A 23,373-nucleotide genomic window follows, 5' to 3' on the forward strand; every position below is an offset into this window, starting at 1 on the left:
ACAAAATGCCGCCTTTCTTTTATCTTTTATTCTCCAGCGGGCGGCTCTAGTGGGGTTTTCACACTTACAGGTGTGCCGAAATTTGGTGTTCCGTCCGCGTTCCAGGTAAATTGTTGCGTGCGTGTCTCGCGTCCATCATAGGTGAAATCGGCAGTGGTTTTGGCATGATAGACCATCCAGGACTGGTTACCATCTGGCGAGGTCGTAAAGTGTGCTCTACCAGGGCCAAAGACGCCATTATCGCTACTATACTGGAAAACTGGCCCCTTCTTCTCCCAGGATTTTGCCTCTAAGGGATCCCCACCTTTATAGATCATAAGCCCCAGGCAATAGTTGTAGTTACCCGTATCGCTACCCGAGTAGACAATAAAGGTCTTGCCATCGTGATATAGAGCTTCGGGTCCCTCGGCGACTGGATAGTGCGAGGATGCCTGGTCGCCTTGCTCCCAGGGCTGGTCTGGATCAATGACTAAACGCGGCTCACCACTCACCGTCAGGGCGTCGCTCATTGGCGCGAGATAAACGGCGTTTGAGCCTTTTTCAAGCACATATATAAGGTAGAGTTTATTGTCTAGCTCTAGCAAGGAGGAGTCGATAGCGGTGGTGTCATCGGTCCCTGCCAGTTGTCCCTTGTATGTGTATGGTCCAAGTGGATCGCTGCCCTTGCTCTGTAAGACATAAATACGATGGTCCTCGTTTTTGTTCTGCATGGCTGCCGTAAAGTAGACAAACCAGTGCTTGCTTCCATGGTAGTCCAGCAGGAACATCGAGGGTGACCAGACCTGGAAAGCTGGCTCGCCCTGCTGGGGGATCCAGATTGTCTGCGAGGTCTTGCCCACATCCTCCAGGCGCGGCGCGTGCCATATCTCAAGCGAGGTCCCGGTTCGTGTGCCAGTGAGATAATAGCTGCCTGCGTGCCTGACAATAAAAGGGTCAGCGATAGGCGCTATTGGATTGCGCAGAGATACATCTGATTTTAGCATAGATGAATTGGACGACGTGCAACCCACTACCAGCAACCAGAGCGAGAGCAGTGTAGCTGCCCAGGGGAGAAGCTTACTTCGTGTAGAGGTCATGCCGTCTCTCTTCCTTTCGTAATTATCAATAACTATGTAAGGCTATACCAGCCTCTTGCGCCTGAGCAACATCCAGGAAGGCATAAGCACGCACGCGACCCTGCTCATCTAGCAGTTGTAGATGCAGCGTTCCACGCTTATTATCCAGGGGCATTGTCGCGTGCAAAACAAATGTTTCCGTTATGGTAAAGGGTTCGATACGTATAGCCTGGCTCTGCCTCTGTTCTGAAGCCTCTCCCCACCACCAGGTAAGCTGACCAGACACCGCCTGCGCGCCCAGGTGCGAGAGTTGTAGCCCAAACTCCAGTTCATCACCATCGGCAATGTAGTCTAGGCCCGGACGTTGGGGCAGGAAATCAAAGATAAAGGTGGTTTCTGCGTTTACCCACGCGGGATCACAACCGAGGGACTTGAGGTGTCTTTCGGCATCGTAGAGGCCACAGAGTTCGTGTTCTACATCGTAGAGCTCGGTGTAAATGTAGCCACTTATCGCGTCGTGGCGGCGCAACTCCTGCGTCTGCCAGCGGAAATACCAGCCCCGCTCCTCCGCGTTTCTTCCCGCTCCATACTCACCGTTCAGCAGTGGCAGGCCGTTGTGATCCTGGTCCGCTACGCTGAGCTGGGTCTCGTACCAGTGATCAACGCCTAGCTGGTGGCCGAACCAGGTCGTGTTGTCGCCTGCCAGGGCCGCTGTAATATCGCGCCAGCGCTGGTTGTCTTCGTCATAATAGTGCCAGTCCAGGACATCGGTCTTCACGTGATTCCAGCCTGAATCATCGATAATGGGCCGGCTATGGTCGTAAGCGGCCAACAGATCATAGGCGCGAATGACGGCCTCTTGCTTCTCGTGATCCTCGGCGCTCCGCCAGTCCAGGCCCCATTCTTCGTTATAAATACCCCAGAGAATGATGCTGGGATGATTGTAGTCGCGCTCAACCATGAGAGGGAGCTGGGCGTCAAAGGTTGCCGCAGCCTCCTCTGAGAAGCGCCCATAGCAGGGAGGCTCGGCCCAGACCAGCAAGCCCAGGCGGTCTGCCCAGTAGAGCCAGAGGGGATCTTCCAGCTTGATGTGCTTACGCATCAGGTTGAAGCCAGCTTTTAGCGCTATCTCAACATCGTGACATAAGGCCTGGTCGCTGGGCGCGGTATAGCCGCTCTCGGGCCAGTATCCTTGTTCGAGGGCGCCACGCAGGTAGAGGCGCTCGCCATTGAGAAAGAGGTATTTCCCTTGTACCTCAATTTTGCGTAGCCCGGTATAAGCTCGTACCCGGTCGCTTCCTGCGGGACTCTCAAGCCGGAAAGTGACGTAATAGAGGAAGGGATCCGCTGGTGTCCAGAGCCTTGGTTGCGTAATTGGCAAATTGAGGGTTTGCGAGGCGTTCCCTTCAACGGGAATACACTCTTCCTCTCTGTCCTCAAGCTGTATATACAGCAGGGTTTGCGCTGGCAATGCGCCATCTAGCTCAATATGGGCTTGAATGCTATCGAGCGAAGCGGATGCTGAGAGCTGAACGCGCTTGATATAGGTCGCGGGGCGCCCCTCCAGCCAGACCGTCTGCCAGATGCCGCTGCTGGCGGTAAACTGGCACTCATAGTAGTCATCATTGGGCTGGCTGCGCTGTTTGCCGTGAGGAATGGCCCGTTTATCCAGGGGGGCCTCAACGCGCACTATAAGCTCACCCTGACCATCCTGGAGCGCGTCGGTGATATCAAAGGCGAAGGGTGTGTAGCCTCCCGTATGCTCGCCAACGAACTGCCCATTCACCCATGCCTGGCAGTGATAGTGGACAGCCCCAAAATGCAGAATGGTACGCTCGCCTTCCCATGCCTGGGAACGAGCGATATGGCGATGATACCAGCCAAGCGAGAGCCATTCGCGTTCCACGCCGGAGGCTTTGCTCTCCCAGGCGAATGGGACCTGGATCTGTTGGAGCCATTGCTCCGCTCCTGGCTGCTCCCAATGCGCTTTATCTCCCTCTCCCTCGGGATCGGGCCGAAATTCCCAGCCTCCATTGAGACAGAGCCAGCTATGTGAACGATCAAAATCTGGGCGTGGATAAGCCTCACGCCTGCTATTAGTAACCATAGTGTTTTGTGACCTTTACCAGAAGAAAGTAAGTATCCAGTGCTCTGTCAATCTTCATCCGAAAGGTTTCACGCCGCCTGCGGCGGCAAGAGGAGAGACGCAGAGGGGCTGACGCCCCTCTGCACTCCCCACCTTTCCAATCAACTTTGACAAAGTACTAGCCTTTCACGCTGCCCGCCAGGATACCGCTGATAAACTGGCGCTGGAGTGCAATAAACAATACCAGTACAGGCACAGTTGCTATTGTGCTTGCGGCCATAATCATGCCCCAGGCGTCGTGTCCTGTCGTTCCAGGACTGGTGTTATTGATCTGGGTCGCCAGGTTTGAGAGCATAACCTGCAAGGTCTGCATGGTATCCGATTGGGTAATAATTACTGGCCAGACAAAGTCATTGTAGATGCCCAGGAAGGTCATGATTGCCAGAGCCGCGAGCGCGGGCCGCATCAAGGGGACCACAATCCGCCAGTACATACCAAAAGGTGTGCATCCATCGACTTTGGCTGCTTCCAGCAATTCATCTGGAATTTCCGCGATCTGTTGCCGCATCCAGAAGATCGCGAAGGCATTCACCAGGCCTGGGGCAATCAGGCCCTGATAGCTATCCACCCAGTTCAAGGCCCCCATTTCAAGTAAGAGCGGCAGAATCATGGCGATGACGGGGAGCATCATTGTGGAGAGCACAAAGTTAAAGAAGAAGCGTTTGCCGCGAAACTCAAACTTGGCAAAGGCAAAGCCAGCCAGGGGGCAGAGCAGCAAGGTCGCTCCACCCTGGATGAGCAAGACGATCAGTGTGTTCTGAAAACCCACCCATATCGGTACAGCCGCCAGCAGGGCCACATAATTGTTGAAGGACAGCGTGTGGATATCCAGCCCCAGGGGAGTCGCGGCTATTTCGTTGCCCGGCTTCAAAGATGAGATAAACATCCATGCCAGGGGGAAGATCGTTATCAGGGCCGCGAGGCACAAAACAAGATAGGCCAGAATGCTACTTACGCGGAAGGTCCCACGCCGCCTGGAGGCTGAATCTGTCCTCGCTAGCGAAATGTTTGATGCAAGTGTTGCCATAGCGTTTACCTCTCATCTCCAGCACGTAAAAAGCGCAGCATTACCAGGGACAATATCACTAGAATAATCATCAGCAGGAACGAGTTCGCGGCGCCCGTGCCAAAATCTGAGTTAGTTATGTAGGAGTTTAGAAAGAAGCCCGCCGTGGTAGTCGAGTTATACGGTCCGCCATTCGTCAATATTTTTGGCTCGGCAAACATCTGCACTACGCCTAAGGTACTGAACACCACCAGGAACCCGACCGTGCGGCGCAAGAGGGGCAGCGTAATCGTAAAGAACTGGTGGATGGGGCCTGCCCCGTCAATCGCGGCGGCCTCATAATATTCGGCGGGGATAGCCTGAATGGCAGCCAGCATCGACAAAACCGCGAAGGCGCTTCCACACCACAGCACTAGCATAGCCAGGGTCGGTTTTGACCACATGCTGGTAGTTAGCCAACCAATGGTGGGCAGATGCAGCCATACGAGCAAGGTATTGATGGCGCCGAAGTCCTGGTCAAAGAGCACCAGCCAGACCTGGACAATAGCCACCAGGGGTACCACGTAGGAGAGTAGCATCGAGGTACGAAAGAAACCACGGAAGCGCAATTTTGGCAGCGAGAGCAAGGCCGCGACCACGACCGCGCTCAGCACACGCACCGGGATGATGAGCAGCCACAGGAGCGCGGAGTTAGCCAGCGAACCCCAGAAGTCACTATCTGTGAGCAGAAACAGGTAATTCGCCAGGCCAATAAAGCGCGGGTCCGCGTCCCCATGCCAGTGGGTAAAGCTGAGGACAAACGCGTAGAGCAACGGGAACAACGAGAACGCGAAAAAGAAGATGAAGAACGGCGCAATAAACAGATATGGTGAGAAGCTACCCCCTAGCCAACGGCGAATGCGCTGAATAGGCGAGCGTGAAGGCACAGATTCGGGGATAACTGTACGTGGCGGGGGCGTGACGACAGCCATAGCAACGACTCCTCTCTGAGGATGGAGAGAGCGCATAACTCTATGTACCCTCCCCTGACAAGTAATACACGCGGAATGTGTCGGAACTACTGGCGGTCAACCAGCTTCGTCTGAATATCGGACGAAGACTTTTGGAGCACCTGTTGCGGGGTCATTTGCCCATCCAGCATACGCTGCACATTTGTGCCGAAGTAGGGTACCGCCTGGTTATACCAGGGAGCGATGTAGTAATTACCTGGGATATCTTTGACGGTTCCGGTGGCTACATCCCAGAGGTTCTGCCCACCCAGGCCATCCGAGTTCTTATACAACTGCGTCTGTAAGGCAGGCAGGTATGATGGCAGCGAGGTATTGATGCCGCCAGGATATATTTTGTTTGGCCCGTAAACCGCTGAGTAGCCTTCTTTGCTGAAGACCAGGTGTTCGTAGAATAGCCATGCCAGGTGCGGATTCTTGGCCTTCTTCGGAATAATGAAGGAGCTACCACCCATGACCGCTCCACGTGCGCCACCCTTTGTCCAGGCTGGCAGAGGCATCGCGCGCCACTTGCCTTTACTCTTCTTGAAGAGGAGGTCCGCGCCATAGACCGCCCAGACCGCCCAGGGATAAAAGGCTACCTGGTCGGCATCGATCGCGGCAAGATCGCCCGGGCTAAAATACGCAGCCCGTGTGCCGAGATTCTCCATACGCACGCGATTGAGGAAGTTCATGATATTGAGGTAGGCCTGAGAGTTGAGCTGCAACTTGCCGCTCGCGTCTACCATGCTGGCACCCTGTTGATTGGCAAACATCTCGACCAGAGCTGGGTAAGTCCCGGATCCTGCTCCAGGTGGATAGGTTTACATTTAGGCCCGAACTTATCCTGTACCTTGTGCGCGGCCTCCAGCAGATCATCATAGGTCTGGATAGAATCCGGGCTGATACCCGTTGCCTGCAGCATGTCCTCTCGATAATACAACAGGCCTGGATCGAGATCCCAGGGAATGCCCACCACGCGATCATTGTGCGTATTCACACGTAGTTTGAACGGCACGATATCTTTTGTATAGGGTTGAATCCAATCCGTGATGTCGTAGTAGTGCGAGGCCAACACGGGTAAATTGGTATCCTCATAGAACGAACCATCAGGCACATTCACCCCGGTATTCAGGGTTGTGGGCAACTTGGAATCGACATCGACCGATACGTGCTTGACCTTGATCTTGGGATACTTCTTGTTGAAGGTAGCGATGGTGGCGTCAAAGACCTGGAACAGATCGCCAGAGCGATCCCAGATAGTGATTGTGCCTTCGGTTGCAGTCGCGCTGCCAGTCGCGGTCCCACTGGCAGAGGGTGAATTACAGGCAGCCAGTCCGAAGCTTCCAGCAGCAGCCAGGGCTCCCATAGTCGCTGAGGTTTTGAGAAATGAGCGGCGAGAAATAGCTTGCATATCTGAGAGAGGGGCATCAGGGGTCAGAGAATCAAACTGTCTTGACATCCGTGTACTTTCCTTTCCTCTTCAAAAGAAGACCTGGAAAACGTTATGCAACGGCGCATAAACCAACAACCATGTGTGTAGCAGGGACAATAACACATACAATAGCATCTGTAGTCATCATGACGACGACAAAGAAAGCTGCCATGCATAAAATAGAGTATGCTCGGGACTGGCAACCGGTAAATCCCTTTAGTTCTGCTAGTTCAACGTTGAACGAAGTATAACATACAAAATTTTTCCCTGTCAAGGAGGAAAGGGTGTGATTTATACGTTGACACTGTTGAGAAAAGCGGGTACTATCTTCAATAGCCGACTATAAAAATAGTAAAGTGATTATTTTAAAGGATTTCTCTCTTCGTAATGACGGTACATTTAAAGGATATCGCGGCCTATACTGGTGTCTCGATTAAGACGGTCTCGAATGTCGTCAATGGTAATTTTGAACATGTTGGACCAGAGACACGAGCGCTCGTGCTTGAAGCGATTAAAAAACTGAATTATAAGCCCAACGTGGCCGCGCGGCGCCTGCGCAACGCCCAGGTAAGTGTTCTGGCCTATGCCTTCCCCGATCTCTCCAACCCATATTTCGCGGACGTGGCGCGCGCGATAACTGTGACCGCGTCCGAAATGAATTACACTGTCCTGCTTGACTACACATTTGCCCAGCGCGATAAAGAACTGGCGGTCCTTACCGGGATGAGTCCTCACATGCTTGACGGCGTCATTCTAGACTCGCACACGCTGGACGTGGAGAGTATCGCCCAGAATCAGTCTCAAGGCCCCATTGTATTGCTAGGTGAGAGATTATTTGGCGCGCCCTTCGACCACGTGCTTATCGACAATACGGAGGCCGCGTATGTTGCTACCAGGCACCTCATTGATCTAGGCAAGCGCCGCATCGCGGCAATCGGTGTCCAGCAGGCTCTTAACGAGGCGCCATCCCTGCGCTTACAGGGCTACAAAAAGGCGCTGGAAGAAGCCAGTATCCCCCTGGATACCTCTCTCCTGGTTACGGGAGGTTCCTGGCATCGCGCCGATGGCGCCCAGGCTATACGCGACCTGCTCAACCGGGAGCGAGCCAGTCTACCCGATGCCGTGTTCTGCTTTAATGACCTTATGGCCCTGGGCGCGATGTCTGCCATTCACGAGGCTGGTTATCGCATCCCCGAAGATATTGCGGTCATTGGCATTGACGACATAGAAGATGGGCGCTATGCGACGCCCGCCCTCAGCACTATCGAACCAGATAAGCAGGAGATAGCCCGCCTGGCCGTCACTCTGCTCATAGAGAGAATCAAGGGCCAGCGCACCCAACCACCAGAATCCATTATGGCCCCCTTCCGCCTCCATGCGCGCGCCAGTACTCTCGGACGCTAATGCAGTATCCGAGGCTCAGAGCGTAACCTCAGTCCGCGCAAAGAAGAAGTAGGGTCCAAGCTAGCTTGGACTCCGAGGCCCGCAGGCCGACACCCCAGGCGTGGGAGATCGCTGCGCTCGGAGTCCATGCCAGCATGGACCCTACAACTGGCCTGGACCTCGTGAATTCTCCACTAATGCTTATTCAGATACTTGTCTACGTTCTTTTGATGGTCCGCGTAAGTCTTTGCGCCGATCAGGTTGCCAGTAGCTGGATCGGTAAGGAAATAGTAGTAATCAGTCTTGGCTGGCGAGGCCGCGGCCTTCAATGCGTCGAGGTTGGGGCTGCTGATGGGTGTGGGTGTCCAGCCCTTGTGCATATAGGTGTTGAAGGGATTATCCAACTCCACCGTCTTGCCCGAGCCGTAGTTATTGAGGTCGTTCCAGTACTTCCCATTGGCCGGCGGATGATCTGTATCATAGGCGTACTCCACAGTTGGGTCAGAGCTTAAGAATCCTACAGTTTCATCGGTCGGATTCTTATCCAGGTTCCAGTAGATACCGGCGATGGTTGGCATTTGTTTCGCGTTACTGGCCTCGCGTTGCACAATCGAGGCCAGAATAATCATCTGGTACTCGCTCAACTGGTGTTGTTGCGCCTGGGCTACCAGGTTATTGTCCTTCTCAACTTTGATAAATTGATCCAGTATCATATCGATCATTTGCACCGTGTTATAGGTCACGGGCACGATATATGTCTCTGGAAAAAGCAGGCCTTCCATGCTGGAGAGATTATTCAAAATAGGATATTTCGCTTTGTCCGGGAACTTGTCCGGGTGTTTGGTGTAATTGAGAAAATCATCCTTGCTAAAATGTGGCAGTCCTACCGCCGCGGCGCTATTGGCTATTTGCTCCAGGCGATAGCTATCATGCACCAGGAAGCGCTTGCCGTCGGGTTGACCATTCAGCAGTTTAGCGATAATCTGGTCCGTGTTCATGCCGGGTGTGAGGGTATACGCTCCGGCCTGTAGCTTGACATCTAGGCCCTTGATACGCGCCAGGAGGCGAAAGGCCAGGGCATTGCGTACCAGTCCCCGCGCCTGCAACTCATCGGCGATCTGCTGCGTGCTCTCGCCATCATTGATCACCAGAGAAATTTTGTCAGTCTTTGTTGCCTCTGGAGGGGTGAGGAGCGTGTTAAGGACCGACCAACTCTCCCAAAGCGCCCCGAACATGATCAAGGTCACTAAAAATACGGCAATAAGAGGGCCATACCCGCGCTTTTTCATAAAATACAATCCTCATTTGTGGTTCATCTACATTCATGTTTTTGAATATAAATCATATTTAACACAACTGTTGTCAATACACAAGAGGAAAAGAAAAAAGCGCGCCCCCATCCTGTACAGGATGGGGGCGCGCTTTTTTCTTTTATTCTCTATTCGTCGCGGCGCTCCTCGCGGTCGAGGGTGTGGTCAACCTTCTGCTCGGCGTTGCCAGCGGTGGAACGAAGCGTGCCACCCGCCTCCTTGGCTTTGCCCTTGGCTTCCATCTCAGTGTTGCCAGTGGCCTCGCCGACCTTGCTCTGAATCTTACCTGCGGTCTTGTCAAGCTTGCCTTTCAAGGTATCTTCTTTCCCCTTGGTGCCAAGATCTTTATCCTTCTCTTCCATGGTGAAATTACTCCTTTTCAAGACTATCGTATACCGACCGGCGAGAAAATCCTGGGTCGGGCTAAAACGTGCAAGTAGCAAAAGCACTTACCAAAAGTACTTACAAAGTACTTACTATATATACTAAACACTCCTTAGCCTACCAAAAGGTTACACATCAATTCTTCATCCTGGCAGCATTACTTATCCACGCATCCGCTCTTAAAAGTCATCCGTGTCAGTAAATAGTAGGGATGTGTGGTGAGTGCCGCAGGCATGAGAATTAAAAAAGGCAGGATGTGTTATGGCCTATAGAGCAGTTCGCATTCAACAAGATCCATTGAACTTCTTTCTTGATGAGCGTAATGGCGGGCCCTTTCTTCGGGTCTCTGATGTTATTCTGCGCGAGAATAAGAATCCACGCGAGATCTTTGCCCACCTGATTCGGATGGCGACGGCCAGCAAGTGGAGTCACTCTTCTATCGTGTATCTCATCCGTGAGCCTGACATGGGCTATCACAATACCTTTTTGATCGAGGCCAAAACTAAGGGGGTGCATATCGCGAGCTGGCGCAACGAGGTTGTGCCGTACGACGAGTTCACCGTCGGTATCAAGCGTCCCAACCTGGATTGGTATATGGAGAACCCTTTGGAGCGGGCGTGGCACGATTCCCACAGCCCGGAAGGCGCCCACGGTATCGAGTATCTACGTCACGTGCGGGGCATCGCCTTCGACCAGATCAATGGTCTCTATGATAAGACAACCGTCTATGAGCTGAGCGCGCTCTACGCTGCCCGCGCCGCGCGCCGCCATCTCTCAGTCCTACCACAGGCCGCCGATGCCGCGCAGAAGGTCGCTGATTTCTTCAAGCATGAGGACGAGGATGAGACCTCTCGGACATCTGTGTTACGCTTTATCTGTAGCGGCCTGGTGCAATATAGCTTCTTCGAGGCCCTGCGCCTGCGTATCGCGCGCGATATAGACATTCCCGCGCACCGCGAGGCCGCCGAGCACAATCTGCGCAATCTGCACAGAGTGATCTTCCGCGAGGATCCCGAGGGCATTGTTCCAGATTATATCCACAAAGTCCAATCTGGGCAGCTTGATATTCACCAGACCGCGCCAGGAGATGTGCTGGACCTGTTAAAGACCGCCACTCCCGCAGACTTCAATAATAGCCCCAACCTGAATTGGCGCTTCGTGACTCTTAAAGGCGTGGTCTGGAAGATTGAGCCTGCCGCCGATGACTATCTTCCCACCAATAAAGATGAGCAGGAGGTTCTGGACATACTTAGCCCTGAGCACTTCTCCTCCTAAGAGTTGGTATGGCCTGTATCGCCTGCCTTCGCAGCGCATGGCGTTTCGTTCGGGTGACGTATGCCTGTTTCGATGCAGGCTGCGGGGGTTGGGTACGCCTGGAGCGGCGGGCAACGAAGAGCAGCCATATGAGGGCTGTCAGGAGGCCAATGAGCGAGAGGGTCGCGCCAATACGTAGGGAGAGTGGCTCATAGGTATAGCGCACGCGGTGAGTGCCGGGGCCTACTTTGAGCGCGGGCAGTATACCATCGATCTGCTGGATGGGCACGGGCTGACCATCCAGCGAGGCGACCCAACCGGGGTAGGCGGGGATGCCAATCACGAAGTAAGCAGGCTTATCCGTGGAGAAGGTAAAGGTGTCTGGCTCAGGTGTCGCGTTTACAATATGGACGGGCGTGCTGAGTGGCTGAAGTGAGTTCAGCGTTGGTAAACGACCTGCCGAGTCGGGGTTGACGAGATAGGCATAACCCGCGTCGGCAGTGTTTTTATAGAGGAAGGTATTATCAACCTTCCCGACCTGTACCAGGCGTGGATCGGAGAGCGGTCGGCGCGAGATCACAATGCTTACGTTCATCAAGCCAAGGAGCCTGGGGTCTGGTTTGACGCTGGGGGAATCGGCGGGTGGAAAGTGAAGCTGGTAGCCATCAGCATGGTAGTCACCTGCACGCTGCATATAGGAGACATAGGACTGGATCAGAAGCGGATTCCAGCCATCGGCAAAGCGGGTCTGGGTCTGGACTGCATTCACCTGCGGCAGATTCTCCTGGACACCGTATATGCGTCCACCTCCTGCAAGGTGCGCCGCGGTATATGCCAGAGTGGATGGAGTGGTTACTGTGCGTACATCGCCGAGCTGAGTAGAGGCGTTATCTATGAAAATAAGCGTCATCGAGATGGCGAGAACGATAAGAAGTCCAGCCGGAACAGCGCTATACACAGAGATACGGCGTAGGTAATGCAGGAGAGCGTCTGTCCCTAACCCGGCCAGGATGGCGAAGAGGAAAAGTCCCACAAACCAGATACGTGTCTGCCCACGGAAGCGATCAAAACTGGGCAATATGTGTGAGACAAGCAGATACAGGGACGAGGAATTACCCATTGCGAGTCCAGCTATGAGTATGATGCCCAGGAGTAGTGGCCAGGCTTTACGCAAGCGCGTTACCAGCGCGAGTAGGGTCAAGACGAGGACAATATATCCAGGTGTGATTAAGCCCTCCCATGGGAACTGGGGCCTGGGTTGCTGATTTAGTAGTTCATGGAGAAAGTCTTGCAGAGGATATGTATCACTGGAGCTTAGGGTGAGCTGGCGCGTTGAGTATGTTGTAAATTCCATTAGCGGCAAGAGGTGGATGGAGGCGATGAGTGCACCAATGATGCCAGCCACGGTTAAACCAGCCAGGGAGGCGAAGAATGCCTGGCGTCCCTCCAGGCGCCAACGCTTGACCAGGAGCCAGATGGCCTGGCCCGCCAGCATCAACATGCCATAGTAAGCCATCTGGGGATGGCCGGCCAGCAGAGTCATGGCGATGCAGATACCAAGCAGCGCGCCCCAGCGGCGTGGCTCGCGCACAGTCGCCCAGCAGGAGAGGGCCAGCCAGGGGAACCAGGTCACGGTCTGAAAGATCGTCAGGTGGCCCGCGCCCAGGTGACTGATCAGTCGTGGCGTCGCCATGTAGCCAATCGCGGCCACCAGCGCGGCGAGATGCGACAGGCCAAACGCGCGACGTGCAAGCAGTAGTGTACCCAGGCCAGCGAATAGCAGATGGCCCAGGATAAGCACAAGATAGTAGTCACGCAGGGGGAGAAAGTGGACCAGGTGGGTTGGGGGATAGAAGAGCGCCGCCAGAGGATCAGCGATCAGTGGCTGCCCGCCGCCAAAGTAGGGATTCCAGAGGGGAGCTGGTGATACTGCGCGAAGGTGCGCTGAATCAAGAGCGCCGTGGGCCAGTGGCTGATGACCAGATCGCTCTTCTCCCAGGCTGCGGGCAACTGATCAGAGGTAAAGGGAGCAGGCAAGAGGAGCGCGACCGCGACGATACCGAGTACCACTAGCTGACCGGCTATGCGCAGCCAGACCGTCAACTTTGCTTTGGAGTATTGGAGTCTTTTGAAATATTGGAGTCTTAAGGGTGGATTCTTAATCATCTATTCGCCTATCTCATCTAAAACAGTATAAGTTTTAGACGATTTTAACTACATGCGGTAACGATATGTATGCCCAGACCGCTTAAATCCTCGCGCCTGTGCGCCAACGCCCATACCTCCTATGCTCTTGACTTCTTTGGCCCGGCTTATTATACTTGACTTATTAGATCAAGTAAGTTTTATTTGCTTGCCAGTGTAAAAGTAGGGATTGTTGTTGGAAGGAAAGAAGTATGCCTACCCCATTGAAGTTGATGTGTGTGCTGGCGCACCCGGATGATGAGTCAATTGCCCTGGGGGCACGCTAGCGAAGTATGCCGCGGAGGGTGTAGAGATCTCCCTGGTGGTTGCCACGCGTGGTGAGCGTGGCTGGTTCAGAGATTGGAGCGAGTATCCGGGCCAGGAGGGCCTGGGGCGTATACGTGAGGAGGAACTGCGAGCCGCCTGCCGCGCACTAGGGATAGCGCGCCTGGACTTTCTAAACTATATCGACGGCGACCTGGACCAGGCAGGTGGGGATGAAGCCGTAGCGAAAATCACGGCGCTCATACGCCAGGTGCGACCCGACGTGGTTGTGACCTTTGGCCCGGATGGACTGTATGGGCATCCCGATCATATCGCCATCTCGCAGTTTACAACGGCCGCCGTGCTGTGCGCCGCCGACCAGGGCTATGGACAGAACTGGGACCTGGGTCCTCATCGTGTGGCGAAGCTCTACTATCGCGTTTCGACCCAGGATTGGTTCGCGCACTACACCCCTATATTTGGTGACATGATCATGCACATCGACGGGCAGGAGCGCACCTGCCTCTCCTGGATGAAGTGGGCCGTAACGACACGCCTGGATACCAGTGCCTACTGGCGCCAGGCCTGGAACGCCGTCCGCAGTCATGTCACGCAGATTCCGCCCCTGGAGAAACTGCCCAGACTTTCGCCCGAGGACCATAAGCGGCTATGGGGTCCGCAGGAGTTCTACCGCGCCTTCAGCCTGGTCAATAGCGGGCGGAGCGTGGAGCAGGATCTCTTTGAGGGGGTGCGGCGCGCATCCACGACCAGCCTGCCCACGGTAACGATTACCCCGATGAACTCCGCGCTAGTCCCTGAGTGGGGTTAGGTGATAAGCATATCTAGCCGAGAACTTCTTCTTTTTCGTTGTCGCTGTGGCGTACCTCGCGCAAGTCTTCGGGACTGTCGAGCAGGTCGATGAAGAGCACACCATTCAGGTGATCAATCTCATGTTGGAGCGCCCAGGCGTAGTAGCCTTCGGCCATGACCTTCATCGGCTTGCCATTCAGGTCCTGGCCTTTGACGATGACCTTATTGGCGCGGCGCACATTCACGCCGTAGTAGCCTGGAATGCTCAGACAGCCATCCAGACCGATTTGCTCGCCCTCGGTCTTGATAATCTCCGGGTTCGCCATGGCGACCTTGTAGTATTTCTCAGTCTTGGGATCTTCAAGTTCCACGACAAAGAGACGCAACGAGAGGCCAATCTGGGGCGCGGCGAGACCCGCGCCGTCATTGGCATGCATCGTCTCAAACATATCCTTAACGAGCTTGCGCAGCGAGGCATCGAAGCGGTGGATGCGTTTGGCCTTCTGGCGCAGAATAGGGTCGCCCAGCATAACAATATTGCGTAGTGGCATGATTTTATTTTTCCCTCAATTTAGAATATGTTTAACCAACGGCTATGTGTGCCTCTTCTTCGCTGGCGCTTTCCCAGGTAAGCAGGTCATTGATTGTGACCGGGAAGAAGCGGTTGAAGTAGGTAAGTAGGCGATCCAGCGTCGCGTAGTCCACCCTCTGGCTACGCCCGGTGTGAAGCGCCACCAGGACACTGAGCGAGACGCCGCTCTCTTCCGCCATGCGGCGCAGGCTGATTGGACTCACGTTCTGCATGGCGCGCTCAACGTTCAGGCGCGCGAGTAGGACTCGCAATTGACATGATATTGGCACGCGTCATTCTCCCTATTTTTCTATCGCTACCGTTTATACAGGCATAAGTATCAAACAGGGTTTGTATTGCTATCTCTACTATAGACCATGCGTGTTGACATGTCAATGCATTGCGGTGGCTTCTCGTTATATTCTCGCTCGATAGAAGGGCATCCCACGCCCATGCAGGAGAAAAAGGCAATGCTTGTAAACCCCCATTCGGGGCACAGGGGCACTAGCCGGTCTGAATTAGAACAAAAATTCTAAAATTGCCTGGAAATTAGAAAATTTGGTCTAAAAAAGTATAGACAGCCCATCTTTTTCTTGCTACAATCTCTACCAGGATTACGGTTTTATTGGCCTTCGCGTTAGACACACGTTTATTGGAGTAGCGCGCTTTTTTATCCCTGTTAATGTTGAAGCATAGAATAAGTTATGCTGTCAGGTAAGGGGCCACTCTGCGGTCGGATACCACGGCGTGGTTGCATGAAAGGAGCAGTTGATGTCGATGCCGATAACTGGCGCCGAGGAGCAGGAGGCGGAGATGCGCCATACCCCCAGGAGTCTGGTGCGGTATCGCTCGTCCGATAAACAGGGCGCCTCTCATGCGAACGTGAAGAATGGGGCGCGTAAGGGTACGCAAGCTCCGATCCAGCGGGCCTCGCGTGCGCGCACAACCGAAGATTATCCACCCCAGGTCACGGCTAAGCTGCCTGAGTCTGAGATAATGGATGCGCCGCGCGGGAGACGGGGGCAGGCCGCGCACCCTTTGGTCTATCTTGGCCTGGGTATGCTGGGTATGCTTGTGCTCTGGATATGTCTGAGTCTGCTTCTCGGCTGGAGCCAGGGCATGCTTGATGATATGCATTATGGGCGACCTCGCACCTTCCAGATGGATATGCGCGTGGGGCACAATGAGCAGGCGGGCCAGCCCAGCCACTTTATTGCTCTTAATCTGAATCGACGTATCCAGGTTATAGAAATTTCGGGTGGTGATCCCGCGCACACCCATGTTTATACCGGTCCGCAGTTATATGGCGCGCAAGATGACCTCGTGCCCGTAACGCTGCGCTTTGTAGACGTCAATGGAGATCATCGCCCAGATATGATCGTGTCTTTTCAGGGGACGCAAATCGCCTACATCAACGAGCAAGACCAGTTCCGCCCCGCGACCCCTGCCGAGCAGCCCCAGATAGAGCGCTTCTTGCAGAGCCATTGATAACGTGTTTGTTTTTTGGATGTACCTCAGAATCATTGACTTGTAAGCTTGCCTCTTCATTTCAGGTCAGATGGAGGCGGATGCGGTGCCAGGCATTGTTGGCGTAACCTTTGAAGTTCCAGAGCTGGCGGGCATCGGCAGGCTGGGTATGCCCGGTAGCGTCCCAGGCGCGGGCGAATAGCTGACATGGGCCGGATGGAAGGTCAAGTGTTGTTTCCCAGAAGCACCAGGCCCAGGGATCGTTTCGCTCCGTAATCGTGGCGATGGTCCAGGTCGTGCCCTTGTCAGCCGAGACCTCGACCCGTTGGATGGGCGACCCCTCGCCTGTAAAGGCATATCCCAGGATGCGTACTGATCCCGCCTCTAGCGTCTGCCTATCCTGGGGTATGCAGATGACCGCGTTCAGGGGAAGTGTCTCCAGCATCTTACCCTGGCTGGCGTCTGTCGGGGCCTGAGTGACGTTGGGTGGAAAGAGCTTATAGGCGCGGGCCTGGAAATAGTTATGCGAAGGCTCGTCTTGCAGGGTAATCGTCCCGAGCCATTTGACGCTACGCGCGCCGATATAGCCAGGAATGATGACGCGTACAGGGAAGCCATGCATAGGCGTGAGTGGCTCTCCATTCATCTCAAAGGCCAGGAGGACCTCGGGCGCCTGGGCCTTCTCAAGCGCGATAGAGCTGCCAAAGCCAACAGCCTTGCCCTCTTCCCACACCTCGTCGAGACCACTGAAGGAGACGTAACGCGCCTCGGGCGCTATTCCGGCCGCCTGAAGCACATCGCGGAGGGCGACACCACGCCAGCGGGCATTGCTGATAGGCTCAGCGCCCCAGGGAATCTCGTTGGGGATTGTATGCAAGGCCATAAGCTCGTCACGCCGGCTTCCCGTGCATTGTAGGGTGGCCATGATTATCTGAGAGGGAAAGCGGGATTGTAGCTCTTCAAGGCTTAGCTCCAGAGGAGACCGGACCATGCCCCCGACTCGGAGGCGATATGCTGCGGGATCGATAGCGGGTATAAACCCGTGATTGCGGGCGAAGAAGAGCGTCTGGGGCGTCACAAAGGAGCGGCGCAAAATGGGTAGGGGAGTGCCTGCATTCAAGGGCTGCTCCTGATAGACAATAGTAAGCGCGTGCGCGGAAGAATTACTCATACTACTACCTCCGATTATAAATGTTTTGTGCCAGAGATAGCAAGCGTAGCTCGCTTGCTATCTCTGGCACGTCTGATGGGTATGGTGAGGTGACGCAGTTGATTTTACTCTCTACTGGATAGATATTCTAGGCGTGGGCGCCCTGGATCATCTGGTTGCTGATCAGCTCGAAGGCCTGGCTCCAGGCTTCCTGCATCTCGGGGGTAAAGCTATTGCCAAGATATTCGTGAAAGGTTTCAAGCAGTACGCCGCCGACGAGAGGATAATGCTCAGGGGCAGCCCCATAGCTATCATGGCGCTTCCCAAGTCCATTCAGGACTGGCACTAAATTATCACCACGTTCCACGCCCGAAATAACAGTCGCAAGTGTGGCCATCAGTGAGCTTTCCTGGCGCCGCATATCGGTGTTAGCAAACAGGGTTTTGGTCTCAGGATAGTAAGTAAATAGACGGTTATAGAAGCTCTGTGCGAACTCTTCTTTGCGCGGAGCAACCATTTTAAAGCTTTCTTTCAGCAGCTCAACATTCATGACAAATACTTTCCCTTCAGTTTGTGTACTAAGATAGCCATTCACGGTAAGCTCTTCAACGATGCGAGCGACTTCCTCATCTGGCTTATGCAGGAGTAATGCTATACGCTCGGTTGTTCTCTGTCCATCTGACAACCAGAAAACCTGGCGATAGAGCCTTTCCCAGGAAGAGGCCCAGGGGGAGACATAAACTGTCGCACTGAGTGCGTATGATGTGCGTCGAGGTACAAATTTTACCTTACTCAGAAATACTTCACTCCCTTCAATGGACAATTTACACAAGGTAAATATAACATATCTTGCGTATATTTTGTTTTTTTATACCTAAAAGGGTTATTTATGTGGAAATAATAGAAATAGAAATATAATAATAAGATTAGTAGATTTGTTTGATAAAACATTATGCTTTTGCTAAGCAAATGTTAAAAAAGGGTAAAAAATGAGGCTAGATTTATATTTAGGCAGCAAGAGTTGAATTATGCGAGAATTAGAAATACTCTTGTAAGAGAAACGGTATCATTGTATTTTTTGTGCTTAATCATTCTCTGGCTGAATTAGATTTGATCATTTGTTTGAGGGGGAGCGAGACGGTGAAGGTTGAGCCTTTGCCTACGGTACTTTCGACCGAGATGCGGCCCTGGTGGGCGCGTATGATCCAATCGACGATGGCGAGGCCCAGGCCACTACCGCGCTTGTGAGCGGCGTCGCGACTGCGGGCGGCATCGGCGCGGTAGAAGCGCTCGAAGATATGAGGGAGGTGTTCAGGTGCGATGCCCCGGCCTGTATCGCGCACGACGAGTAGCCCTTGAGTGCCCTCTTGCTTGACGGTCACGCTAACGCAGCCGTGGGGTGACGTATAGGTGATGGCGTTATCGACCAGGTTCATGACAACCTGGATCAGGCGGGCCTCGTCGCCCTGGACTTCGACGGGCGCCAGGTCCTGAGCCTGGAGGATGATGTCGCGCTCCTGAGCTAATTCGGTGGCGGTGGAGATGACTGCGTCGACAACCTGATCCAGGTGGACGGACTCATAGATGAGATGAGCCTCTTCCTCGTCGGAACGTGCCAGGGCCAGGAGATTCCTAATCAGGTCGCCCAGGCGCAGGGCCTCTGTATTGACCTGCTGGATGACCTCCACATACTCCTGTGTGCTGAGTGGTTGGAGCAGGGCGACGTCGGTTTTGCTTTGAATGGCAGCGATAGGCGTGCGTAGCTCATGTGAGGCGTCGGCGACGAAGCGCTTCTGGCGCGTAAAGGCACCTTCCAGGCGAGCGATCATGGCGTTGAGGGTGGCCCCCAGGAAATAGACCTCGTCGCGCGCGCGCGGAAGAGGGACACGTTGACTAAGATCACCGGAATTGATGGCGCGGGCCGTCGAGGTCAATTGGTGGATAGGCGCGAAGGCGCGCGCAGCCAGCCAGTAGCTACCCAGGCCGCTGATAGCCAGCAAGAAGGGTGTGAGTAGTAGCAGGACATAGGCAGTGTTGCGCAGTACGCTATGCAACTGGTTCAGAGACTCGCCAACCTGGATAATGGCGTAGGGGCGGCCATGATCTGTGAGGACCTGGCTATACAGGCGCAGCTCAACCTTGTCGCCTTTCTGCTCTCTTAGCTTCAGCGTCTGCTGCATGATCTGCTGGGTACCAAATTGAGTGGGGGTGAGGGTGGGCAGAGCGTAGAGGCGAAAGCCCGGCGACTCACGTACAACGCGCCCATTACTATCAAGGATGCGGACCAGTAAGCCATTAGTGATGTCGGCGGGAATGCTGCGAGGATCGGAGTGTGTGGCCTCCAGGCTCGGGATATTGCCAGTGCGGTCACTAATGGTCAGGTGGTTATTCTGCTCGCTGATCTCGCTGGTGAGCAGGCCGACCTGGAGTGAGAGTGTGGTATCGAAGCTGCCCTCAAGCGAGCTTTCCAGGTATTTGTAGACGATAGCTCCCGCGCAGAGGATAATCAGGGCGAGCACGGCGGTATACCAGAAGGTGAGTTGGAGCCGCGTCCCCATGGGCCAGAGGTGGGAGCGCAGGCGCTGCAAGGTTTTCATATAGTTTTTCCTTTGAGCTGGTAGCCGACGCCACGAATGGCCTGAATGACATCGGGTTCGCCCGATGCGCAGAGCTTGTTGCGGAGATAGCGGATATACACGTCGATGATATTCGATTGATAGGGGGCCTCGCCATCCCAGACGTGGTCCGCGATGGTTTCCCGGCTGAGCACCTGGCGTGGGTGATGAAGGAGAAACTCTAGCAGGGCGTATTCGCGGCTGGAGAGGGTAAGCTGGCGTGAGCCACGCCAGGCCTCGCGCGTCTGGGTGTCCAGGGTTATGTCCTCGAACTGGAGCATTGCCGAGGTAGCGCTCTTTTCGCGGCGCAACAGCGCGCGTACACGGGCCTCCAACTCGCGGAAGACAAAGGGCTTGACGAGATAATCATCGCCGCCCAGGTCGAGTCCACGCACGCGGTCATCGATCTCGCCACGAGCGGTAAGAAAGAGAATGGGGAGGGTACGATGAGCGCTGCGCAGGCGACGGCACACCTCAAAGCCATCCAGCGATGGGAGCATCACATCGAGGATCAGCAGATCATAAGGCGTCGCCAGTGCGGACGCCAGCGCCTCCTCGCCATCAGTCGCCAGGTCTGTGACATAGTGAAAGCGCTCCAGGCCACGCCGAATGTCTGGCCCTAAGCTAGGATGATCTTCCGCGACAAGAATGCGCATACATCACACCTCCTACCTGAGATATTTTGCCCACTAGGCCGGTTAGTCTCTCTAAATATATCTATACATCCCTCGGTCCCAAAAGCGGAAAGAAAAAATAACAAGTATATTGCAGGCAGGTTGGCGGAGCCAACCTGCCTGCAATATACTTGTTATTTGATAATCAGGGTGAAGAGGACCAGGGAGACCGCGCCTACCGCGATACAGTAGTAGCCGAAGGGATCGAGGCGCCCGGTCTGGAAGTAGCGCATCAGGAATTTGGTGCTCAGGAAGGCCATAATACCGGAGAGGACCATGCCCAGGAGGATCATGCCCATTGTCGCGGCTGGCACATGGAAGAGCTGTGGCACTTCGAGCAGGGCGGCGGCACCGATGAGAGGCGTGCCCAGCAGGAAGGAGAAGTGCGCCGCATCCTCGTGGCTTAGTTTCGCGCCGAGGGCCGCAACCATGGTCGCGCCCGAGCGTGAGATGCCGGGGATCAGGGCCAGCGACTGAGCGAAGCCGATCAGGATGGCCTCCCACCATTTGAGTGATTTGAGCGGGCGGGAGAGAATTTCCTGCTCTTTGGCTGGCATGTCCTGGAGCTTCTTCAGATTACGACGACGCCACCACTCACCGACGAAGAGCAGGACGCCATTCACGATGAGGAAGGTTGCCGCGATGATAGGCGAGGCAAAGAGCGATTTGAGCGGTTTCTCTAGAAAAACGCCCAGTAGGGCAGCGGGGATACAGCCAATAATAATGAGCCAGCTTACCCAGCCTTCAGTCCCTACCTGTACGTTTGCCTCTTTAATACTGGTAAAGAGGGTTTTGCAGACCTGGAGCCAGTCGCGCCAGAAATAGATAACCAGCGCGATACTGGTCCCCAGGTGGAGCGCGGTGATAAAGGGAAGAAAACGCTCATCATGGACCAGGTCTCCCCAGTTGAGCAGGCCAGGGACAATCACGGTGTGACCCAGGCTACTAATGGGAAAGAGTTCTGTAAATCCTTGTAGAAGCGCCAGGAGAATGGCCTGCCAGAGCGTCAGGTTCATACCTTACAAATCCTTTCTTAAAAGACGTTAAAGCTGTTTCTATGCCTGCTCTGGATTTACGCCTTTTTTGGGACGCGAGACGAGGGCGACGAGCGCGCCGACAATAGCCAGGCCCAGGAAGGCCACAAAATGCGTGGGGTGCGAGGCGGTCGAGTCGTGAGTGACCAGGATGTGATCGTAACCAGGAATGATATAGTAGATACTGCACAGGAGCGCAACGATGGCAACGATGATGCCGCCGATGAAGAGGAGCTTGCGATTATTCATTGGGATCTGCCTTCTTTCTTTCTTGGTAGAGATTATATATAAATTGTATATGTTGCTGTGCTATCGCGCCTGCGGCGCTCGTTCTGGGTGTGGTGCAGTAGCCGCGCACGCCAGTAGCCGCTACTGCATCACACCATGTTACCTGAAATCTCTACTTATTGCGAGTGTACGAAGTAAAAATGAGAAAATGATGAGAAGGAAGAGGAGCTTCCTAAAAGTACCACTGCAAGTGCTGAGTGGGCGTGGTTGCTGAAACGCGGCTGGCTTGCCTGGCGTGTGAGAGAAGGCAGCTTGACTGTATTTACTTTTTTTGAAAATGAGGAGCATATTATAGTATGGAGAAACGATTATGAAGAAACGTAAATTGGGGCGTTCATCGCTTGAGGTTGTGCCGCTCTGCCTGGGTGGCAATGTCTTTGGCTGGACGGCAGATGAAGCCGTCTCTTACAAAGTACTGGATGCCTATGTCGCCGCGGGCGGCAATTTTATTGATAGCGCCGACGTCTACTCGCGCTGGGTGCCTGGTAATCAGGGTGGAGAGTCTGAAACCATTCTGGGCAAGTGGATGAAGCAGCGCGGTAACCGCGAGCAGGTGATCATCGCGACCAAGGTGGGCTCTGAAATGGGGCCGGAGCAGAAGGGACTCTCGCGCAAGTATATAATGCAGGCGGTTGAGGCCTCGCTCAAGCGTTTGCAGACAGACTATATTGATCTCTACCAGTCACACAGGGATGATCCTGAGACTGATCCTGAAGAGACGATGGCGGCCTATGCCGAACTGGTGCAGCAAGGAAAGGTTCGGGCGCTGGGGGCCTCAAACTTCACGGCTGAGCGCCTGCGGCTCTCGCTCCAGGCGAGTCAGAAGCATGGCTATCCACGTTATGAGAGCCTGCAACCGCTCTACAACCTCTATGACCGTGCCGATTTTGAGCGTGACCTGGAGCCTCTCTGCCTTCAGGAGCAGATTGGTGTCATTCCCTACTATGGCCTGGCGAGCGGCTTCCTGACGGGTAAATATCGCTCAGATAAGGATCTGCCTCAGAGTTCAAGGGCGCAAGGAGTCAAGCAGCGCTACATGAATGAGCGCGGCGAGCGCATCCTGGCGGCTCTCGACAAAGTTGCGGAGGCGCACCATGCCACACAGGCCCAGATCGCGCTAGCCTGGCTGATCGCTCGCCCCAGCATGACGGCCCCCATTGCCAGCGCCACCTCAGTGGAGCAGGTCAACGACCTCATGAAGGCGATTGATCTCAAACTCGACGAGGCCGCGATCAAGACCCTGGACCAGGCAAGCGCCTGGCAGTAATCACCTGACTTTCCCATCCATAGTGGAGGAGTCTATCCTCGTGATGCGGGAGGCCCACCTCTTCACTTGATGCGCATTGGACCAGCCTGG

At 54.5% G+C, this 23,373-nt stretch carries 22 protein-coding genes and 1 pseudogene; 5 read left to right on the forward strand and 18 right to left on the reverse strand.

The window, feature by feature from the left end:
* Positions 1–26: 26 nt before the first annotated feature.
* The 6 genes from JMJ16_RS05355 to JMJ16_RS55880 all read right to left on the reverse strand — a co-directional run bounded on the left by JMJ16_RS05355 (position 27) and on the right by JMJ16_RS55880 (position 6,655).
* Positions 27–1,076: a family 43 glycosylhydrolase gene (locus tag JMJ16_RS05355; protein WP_201379033.1), complete on the reverse strand. Its 1,050-nt coding sequence runs from the start codon at positions 1,074–1,076 to the stop codon at positions 27–29.
* A gap of 25 nt (positions 1,077–1,101) precedes the next feature.
* Positions 1,102–3,162: a glycoside hydrolase family 2 protein gene (locus JMJ16_RS05360; RefSeq protein ID WP_201379035.1), complete on the reverse strand. Its 2,061-nt coding sequence runs from the start codon at positions 3,160–3,162 to the stop codon at positions 1,102–1,104.
* A gap of 157 nt (positions 3,163–3,319) precedes the next feature.
* On the reverse strand, positions 3,320–4,228 hold the full coding sequence (locus JMJ16_RS05365) for a carbohydrate ABC transporter permease (protein WP_201379037.1): 909 nt from the start codon (positions 4,226–4,228) through the stop codon (positions 3,320–3,322).
* Positions 4,229–4,233: 5 nt separating this feature from the next.
* On the reverse strand, positions 4,234–5,178 hold the full coding sequence (locus JMJ16_RS05370; RefSeq protein WP_201379039.1) for a carbohydrate ABC transporter permease: 945 nt from the start codon (positions 5,176–5,178) through the stop codon (positions 4,234–4,236).
* Between the two features lie 86 nt (positions 5,179–5,264).
* Positions 5,265–5,969 carry an extracellular solute-binding protein gene (locus JMJ16_RS55875; RefSeq protein WP_201379045.1) on the reverse strand — a complete coding sequence of 235 codons (705 nt, stop codon included), beginning with the start codon at positions 5,967–5,969 and terminating at the stop codon, positions 5,265–5,267.
* Entirely contained in the window at positions 5,936–6,655 is a 720-nt protein-coding gene (locus JMJ16_RS55880; protein ID WP_201379046.1) for an ABC transporter substrate-binding protein, read from the reverse strand. Before JMJ16_RS55880 ends, JMJ16_RS55875 begins: the two co-directional genes overlap by 34 nt.
* Before the next feature lie 360 nt (positions 6,656–7,015).
* Here JMJ16_RS55880 and JMJ16_RS05385 point away from each other — a divergent pair, with 360 nt between their 5' ends.
* On the forward strand, positions 7,016–8,032 hold the full coding sequence (locus tag JMJ16_RS05385) for a LacI family DNA-binding transcriptional regulator (protein ID WP_201379047.1): 1,017 nt from the start codon (positions 7,016–7,018) through the stop codon (positions 8,030–8,032).
* A gap of 173 nt (positions 8,033–8,205) precedes the next feature.
* Here JMJ16_RS05385 and mltG read toward each other — a convergent pair whose 3' ends face one another.
* Both mltG and JMJ16_RS05395 read right to left on the reverse strand, forming a co-directional pair.
* On the reverse strand, positions 8,206–9,300 hold the full coding sequence (gene mltG / locus JMJ16_RS05390) for an endolytic transglycosylase MltG (RefSeq protein ID WP_201379048.1): 1,095 nt from the start codon (positions 9,298–9,300) through the stop codon (positions 8,206–8,208).
* A 149-nt stretch (positions 9,301–9,449) separates the two neighbouring features.
* Positions 9,450–9,683, reverse strand: coding sequence for a CsbD family protein (locus JMJ16_RS05395; RefSeq protein ID WP_201379049.1), 234 nt, complete (start codon positions 9,681–9,683; stop codon positions 9,450–9,452).
* Positions 9,684–9,966: 283 nt separating this feature from the next.
* Here JMJ16_RS05395 and JMJ16_RS05400 point away from each other — a divergent pair, with 283 nt between their 5' ends.
* Positions 9,967–10,980: a hypothetical protein gene (locus tag JMJ16_RS05400; protein WP_201379050.1), complete on the forward strand. Its 1,014-nt coding sequence runs from the start codon at positions 9,967–9,969 to the stop codon at positions 10,978–10,980.
* On the opposite strand, the gene JMJ16_RS05405 is transcribed toward JMJ16_RS05400, so the two are convergent.
* Positions 10,955–12,760, reverse strand: a complete 1,806-nt coding sequence (locus tag JMJ16_RS05405) for a YfhO family protein (protein ID WP_201379052.1) — start codon at positions 12,758–12,760, stop codon at positions 10,955–10,957. The genes JMJ16_RS05400 and JMJ16_RS05405 overlap by 26 nt on opposite strands.
* A gap of 77 nt (positions 12,761–12,837) precedes the next feature.
* The gene (locus JMJ16_RS05410) at positions 12,838–13,125 is read right to left on the reverse strand and encodes a hypothetical protein (RefSeq protein WP_201379054.1); all 288 of its coding nucleotides are present in this window, start codon (positions 13,123–13,125) and stop codon (positions 12,838–12,840) included.
* Between the two features lie 304 nt (positions 13,126–13,429).
* Here JMJ16_RS05410 and JMJ16_RS05415 point away from each other — a divergent pair.
* Positions 13,430–14,236, forward strand: a pseudogene (locus JMJ16_RS05415) (PIG-L deacetylase family protein); the annotation flags it as partial.
* Positions 14,237–14,249: 13 nt separating this feature from the next.
* Here the strand turns inward: JMJ16_RS05415 and def are convergent.
* Both def and JMJ16_RS05425 read right to left on the reverse strand, forming a co-directional pair.
* Positions 14,250–14,768: a peptide deformylase gene (gene def / locus JMJ16_RS05420; RefSeq protein ID WP_201379056.1), complete on the reverse strand. Its 519-nt coding sequence runs from the start codon at positions 14,766–14,768 to the stop codon at positions 14,250–14,252.
* 31 nt (positions 14,769–14,799) lie between these two features.
* Positions 14,800–15,078: a helix-turn-helix transcriptional regulator gene (locus JMJ16_RS05425; protein ID WP_201379058.1), complete on the reverse strand. Its 279-nt coding sequence runs from the start codon at positions 15,076–15,078 to the stop codon at positions 14,800–14,802.
* A 481-nt stretch (positions 15,079–15,559) separates the two neighbouring features.
* On the opposite strand from JMJ16_RS05425, the gene JMJ16_RS05430 reads away from it, so the two are divergent.
* A complete protein-coding gene (locus JMJ16_RS05430) occupies positions 15,560–16,276 on the forward strand; it encodes a hypothetical protein (RefSeq protein WP_201379060.1) in 717 nt (238 codons plus the stop codon).
* 61 nt (positions 16,277–16,337) lie between these two features.
* On the opposite strand, the gene JMJ16_RS05435 is transcribed toward JMJ16_RS05430, so the two are convergent.
* The 6 genes from JMJ16_RS05435 to JMJ16_RS05460 form a co-directional block, all read right to left on the reverse strand.
* Positions 16,338–17,426 carry a sulfite oxidase gene (locus JMJ16_RS05435; RefSeq protein ID WP_201379061.1) on the reverse strand — a complete coding sequence of 363 codons (1,089 nt, stop codon included), beginning with the start codon at positions 17,424–17,426 and terminating at the stop codon, positions 16,338–16,340.
* A gap of 127 nt (positions 17,427–17,553) precedes the next feature.
* Positions 17,554–18,090, reverse strand: coding sequence for a globin family protein (locus JMJ16_RS05440; RefSeq protein ID WP_201379062.1), 537 nt, complete (start codon positions 18,088–18,090; stop codon positions 17,554–17,556).
* 403 nt (positions 18,091–18,493) lie between these two features.
* Positions 18,494–20,002 (reverse strand): cell wall metabolism sensor histidine kinase WalK, encoded by a 1,509-nt coding sequence (locus JMJ16_RS05445; protein ID WP_201379063.1) that lies wholly within the window; start codon positions 20,000–20,002, stop codon positions 18,494–18,496.
* Positions 19,999–20,676 carry a response regulator transcription factor gene (locus JMJ16_RS05450; protein WP_201379064.1) on the reverse strand — a complete coding sequence of 226 codons (678 nt, stop codon included), beginning with the start codon at positions 20,674–20,676 and terminating at the stop codon, positions 19,999–20,001. Before JMJ16_RS05450 ends, JMJ16_RS05445 begins: the two co-directional genes overlap by 4 nt.
* 152 nt (positions 20,677–20,828) lie before the next feature.
* Positions 20,829–21,710 carry an undecaprenyl-diphosphate phosphatase gene (locus JMJ16_RS05455; RefSeq protein WP_201379065.1) on the reverse strand — a complete coding sequence of 294 codons (882 nt, stop codon included), beginning with the start codon at positions 21,708–21,710 and terminating at the stop codon, positions 20,829–20,831.
* Positions 21,711–21,749: 39 nt separating this feature from the next.
* On the reverse strand, positions 21,750–21,977 hold the full coding sequence (locus JMJ16_RS05460; RefSeq protein WP_201379066.1) for a hypothetical protein: 228 nt from the start codon (positions 21,975–21,977) through the stop codon (positions 21,750–21,752).
* 349 nt (positions 21,978–22,326) lie between these two features.
* Between JMJ16_RS05460 and JMJ16_RS05465 the strand changes: the two genes are divergently transcribed.
* Positions 22,327–23,283, forward strand: coding sequence for an aldo/keto reductase (locus tag JMJ16_RS05465; protein WP_201379067.1), 957 nt, complete (start codon positions 22,327–22,329; stop codon positions 23,281–23,283).
* The last annotated feature ends 90 nt before the right edge of the window (positions 23,284–23,373 follow it).

Source organism: Ktedonobacter sp. SOSP1-52 (assembly GCF_016587395.1).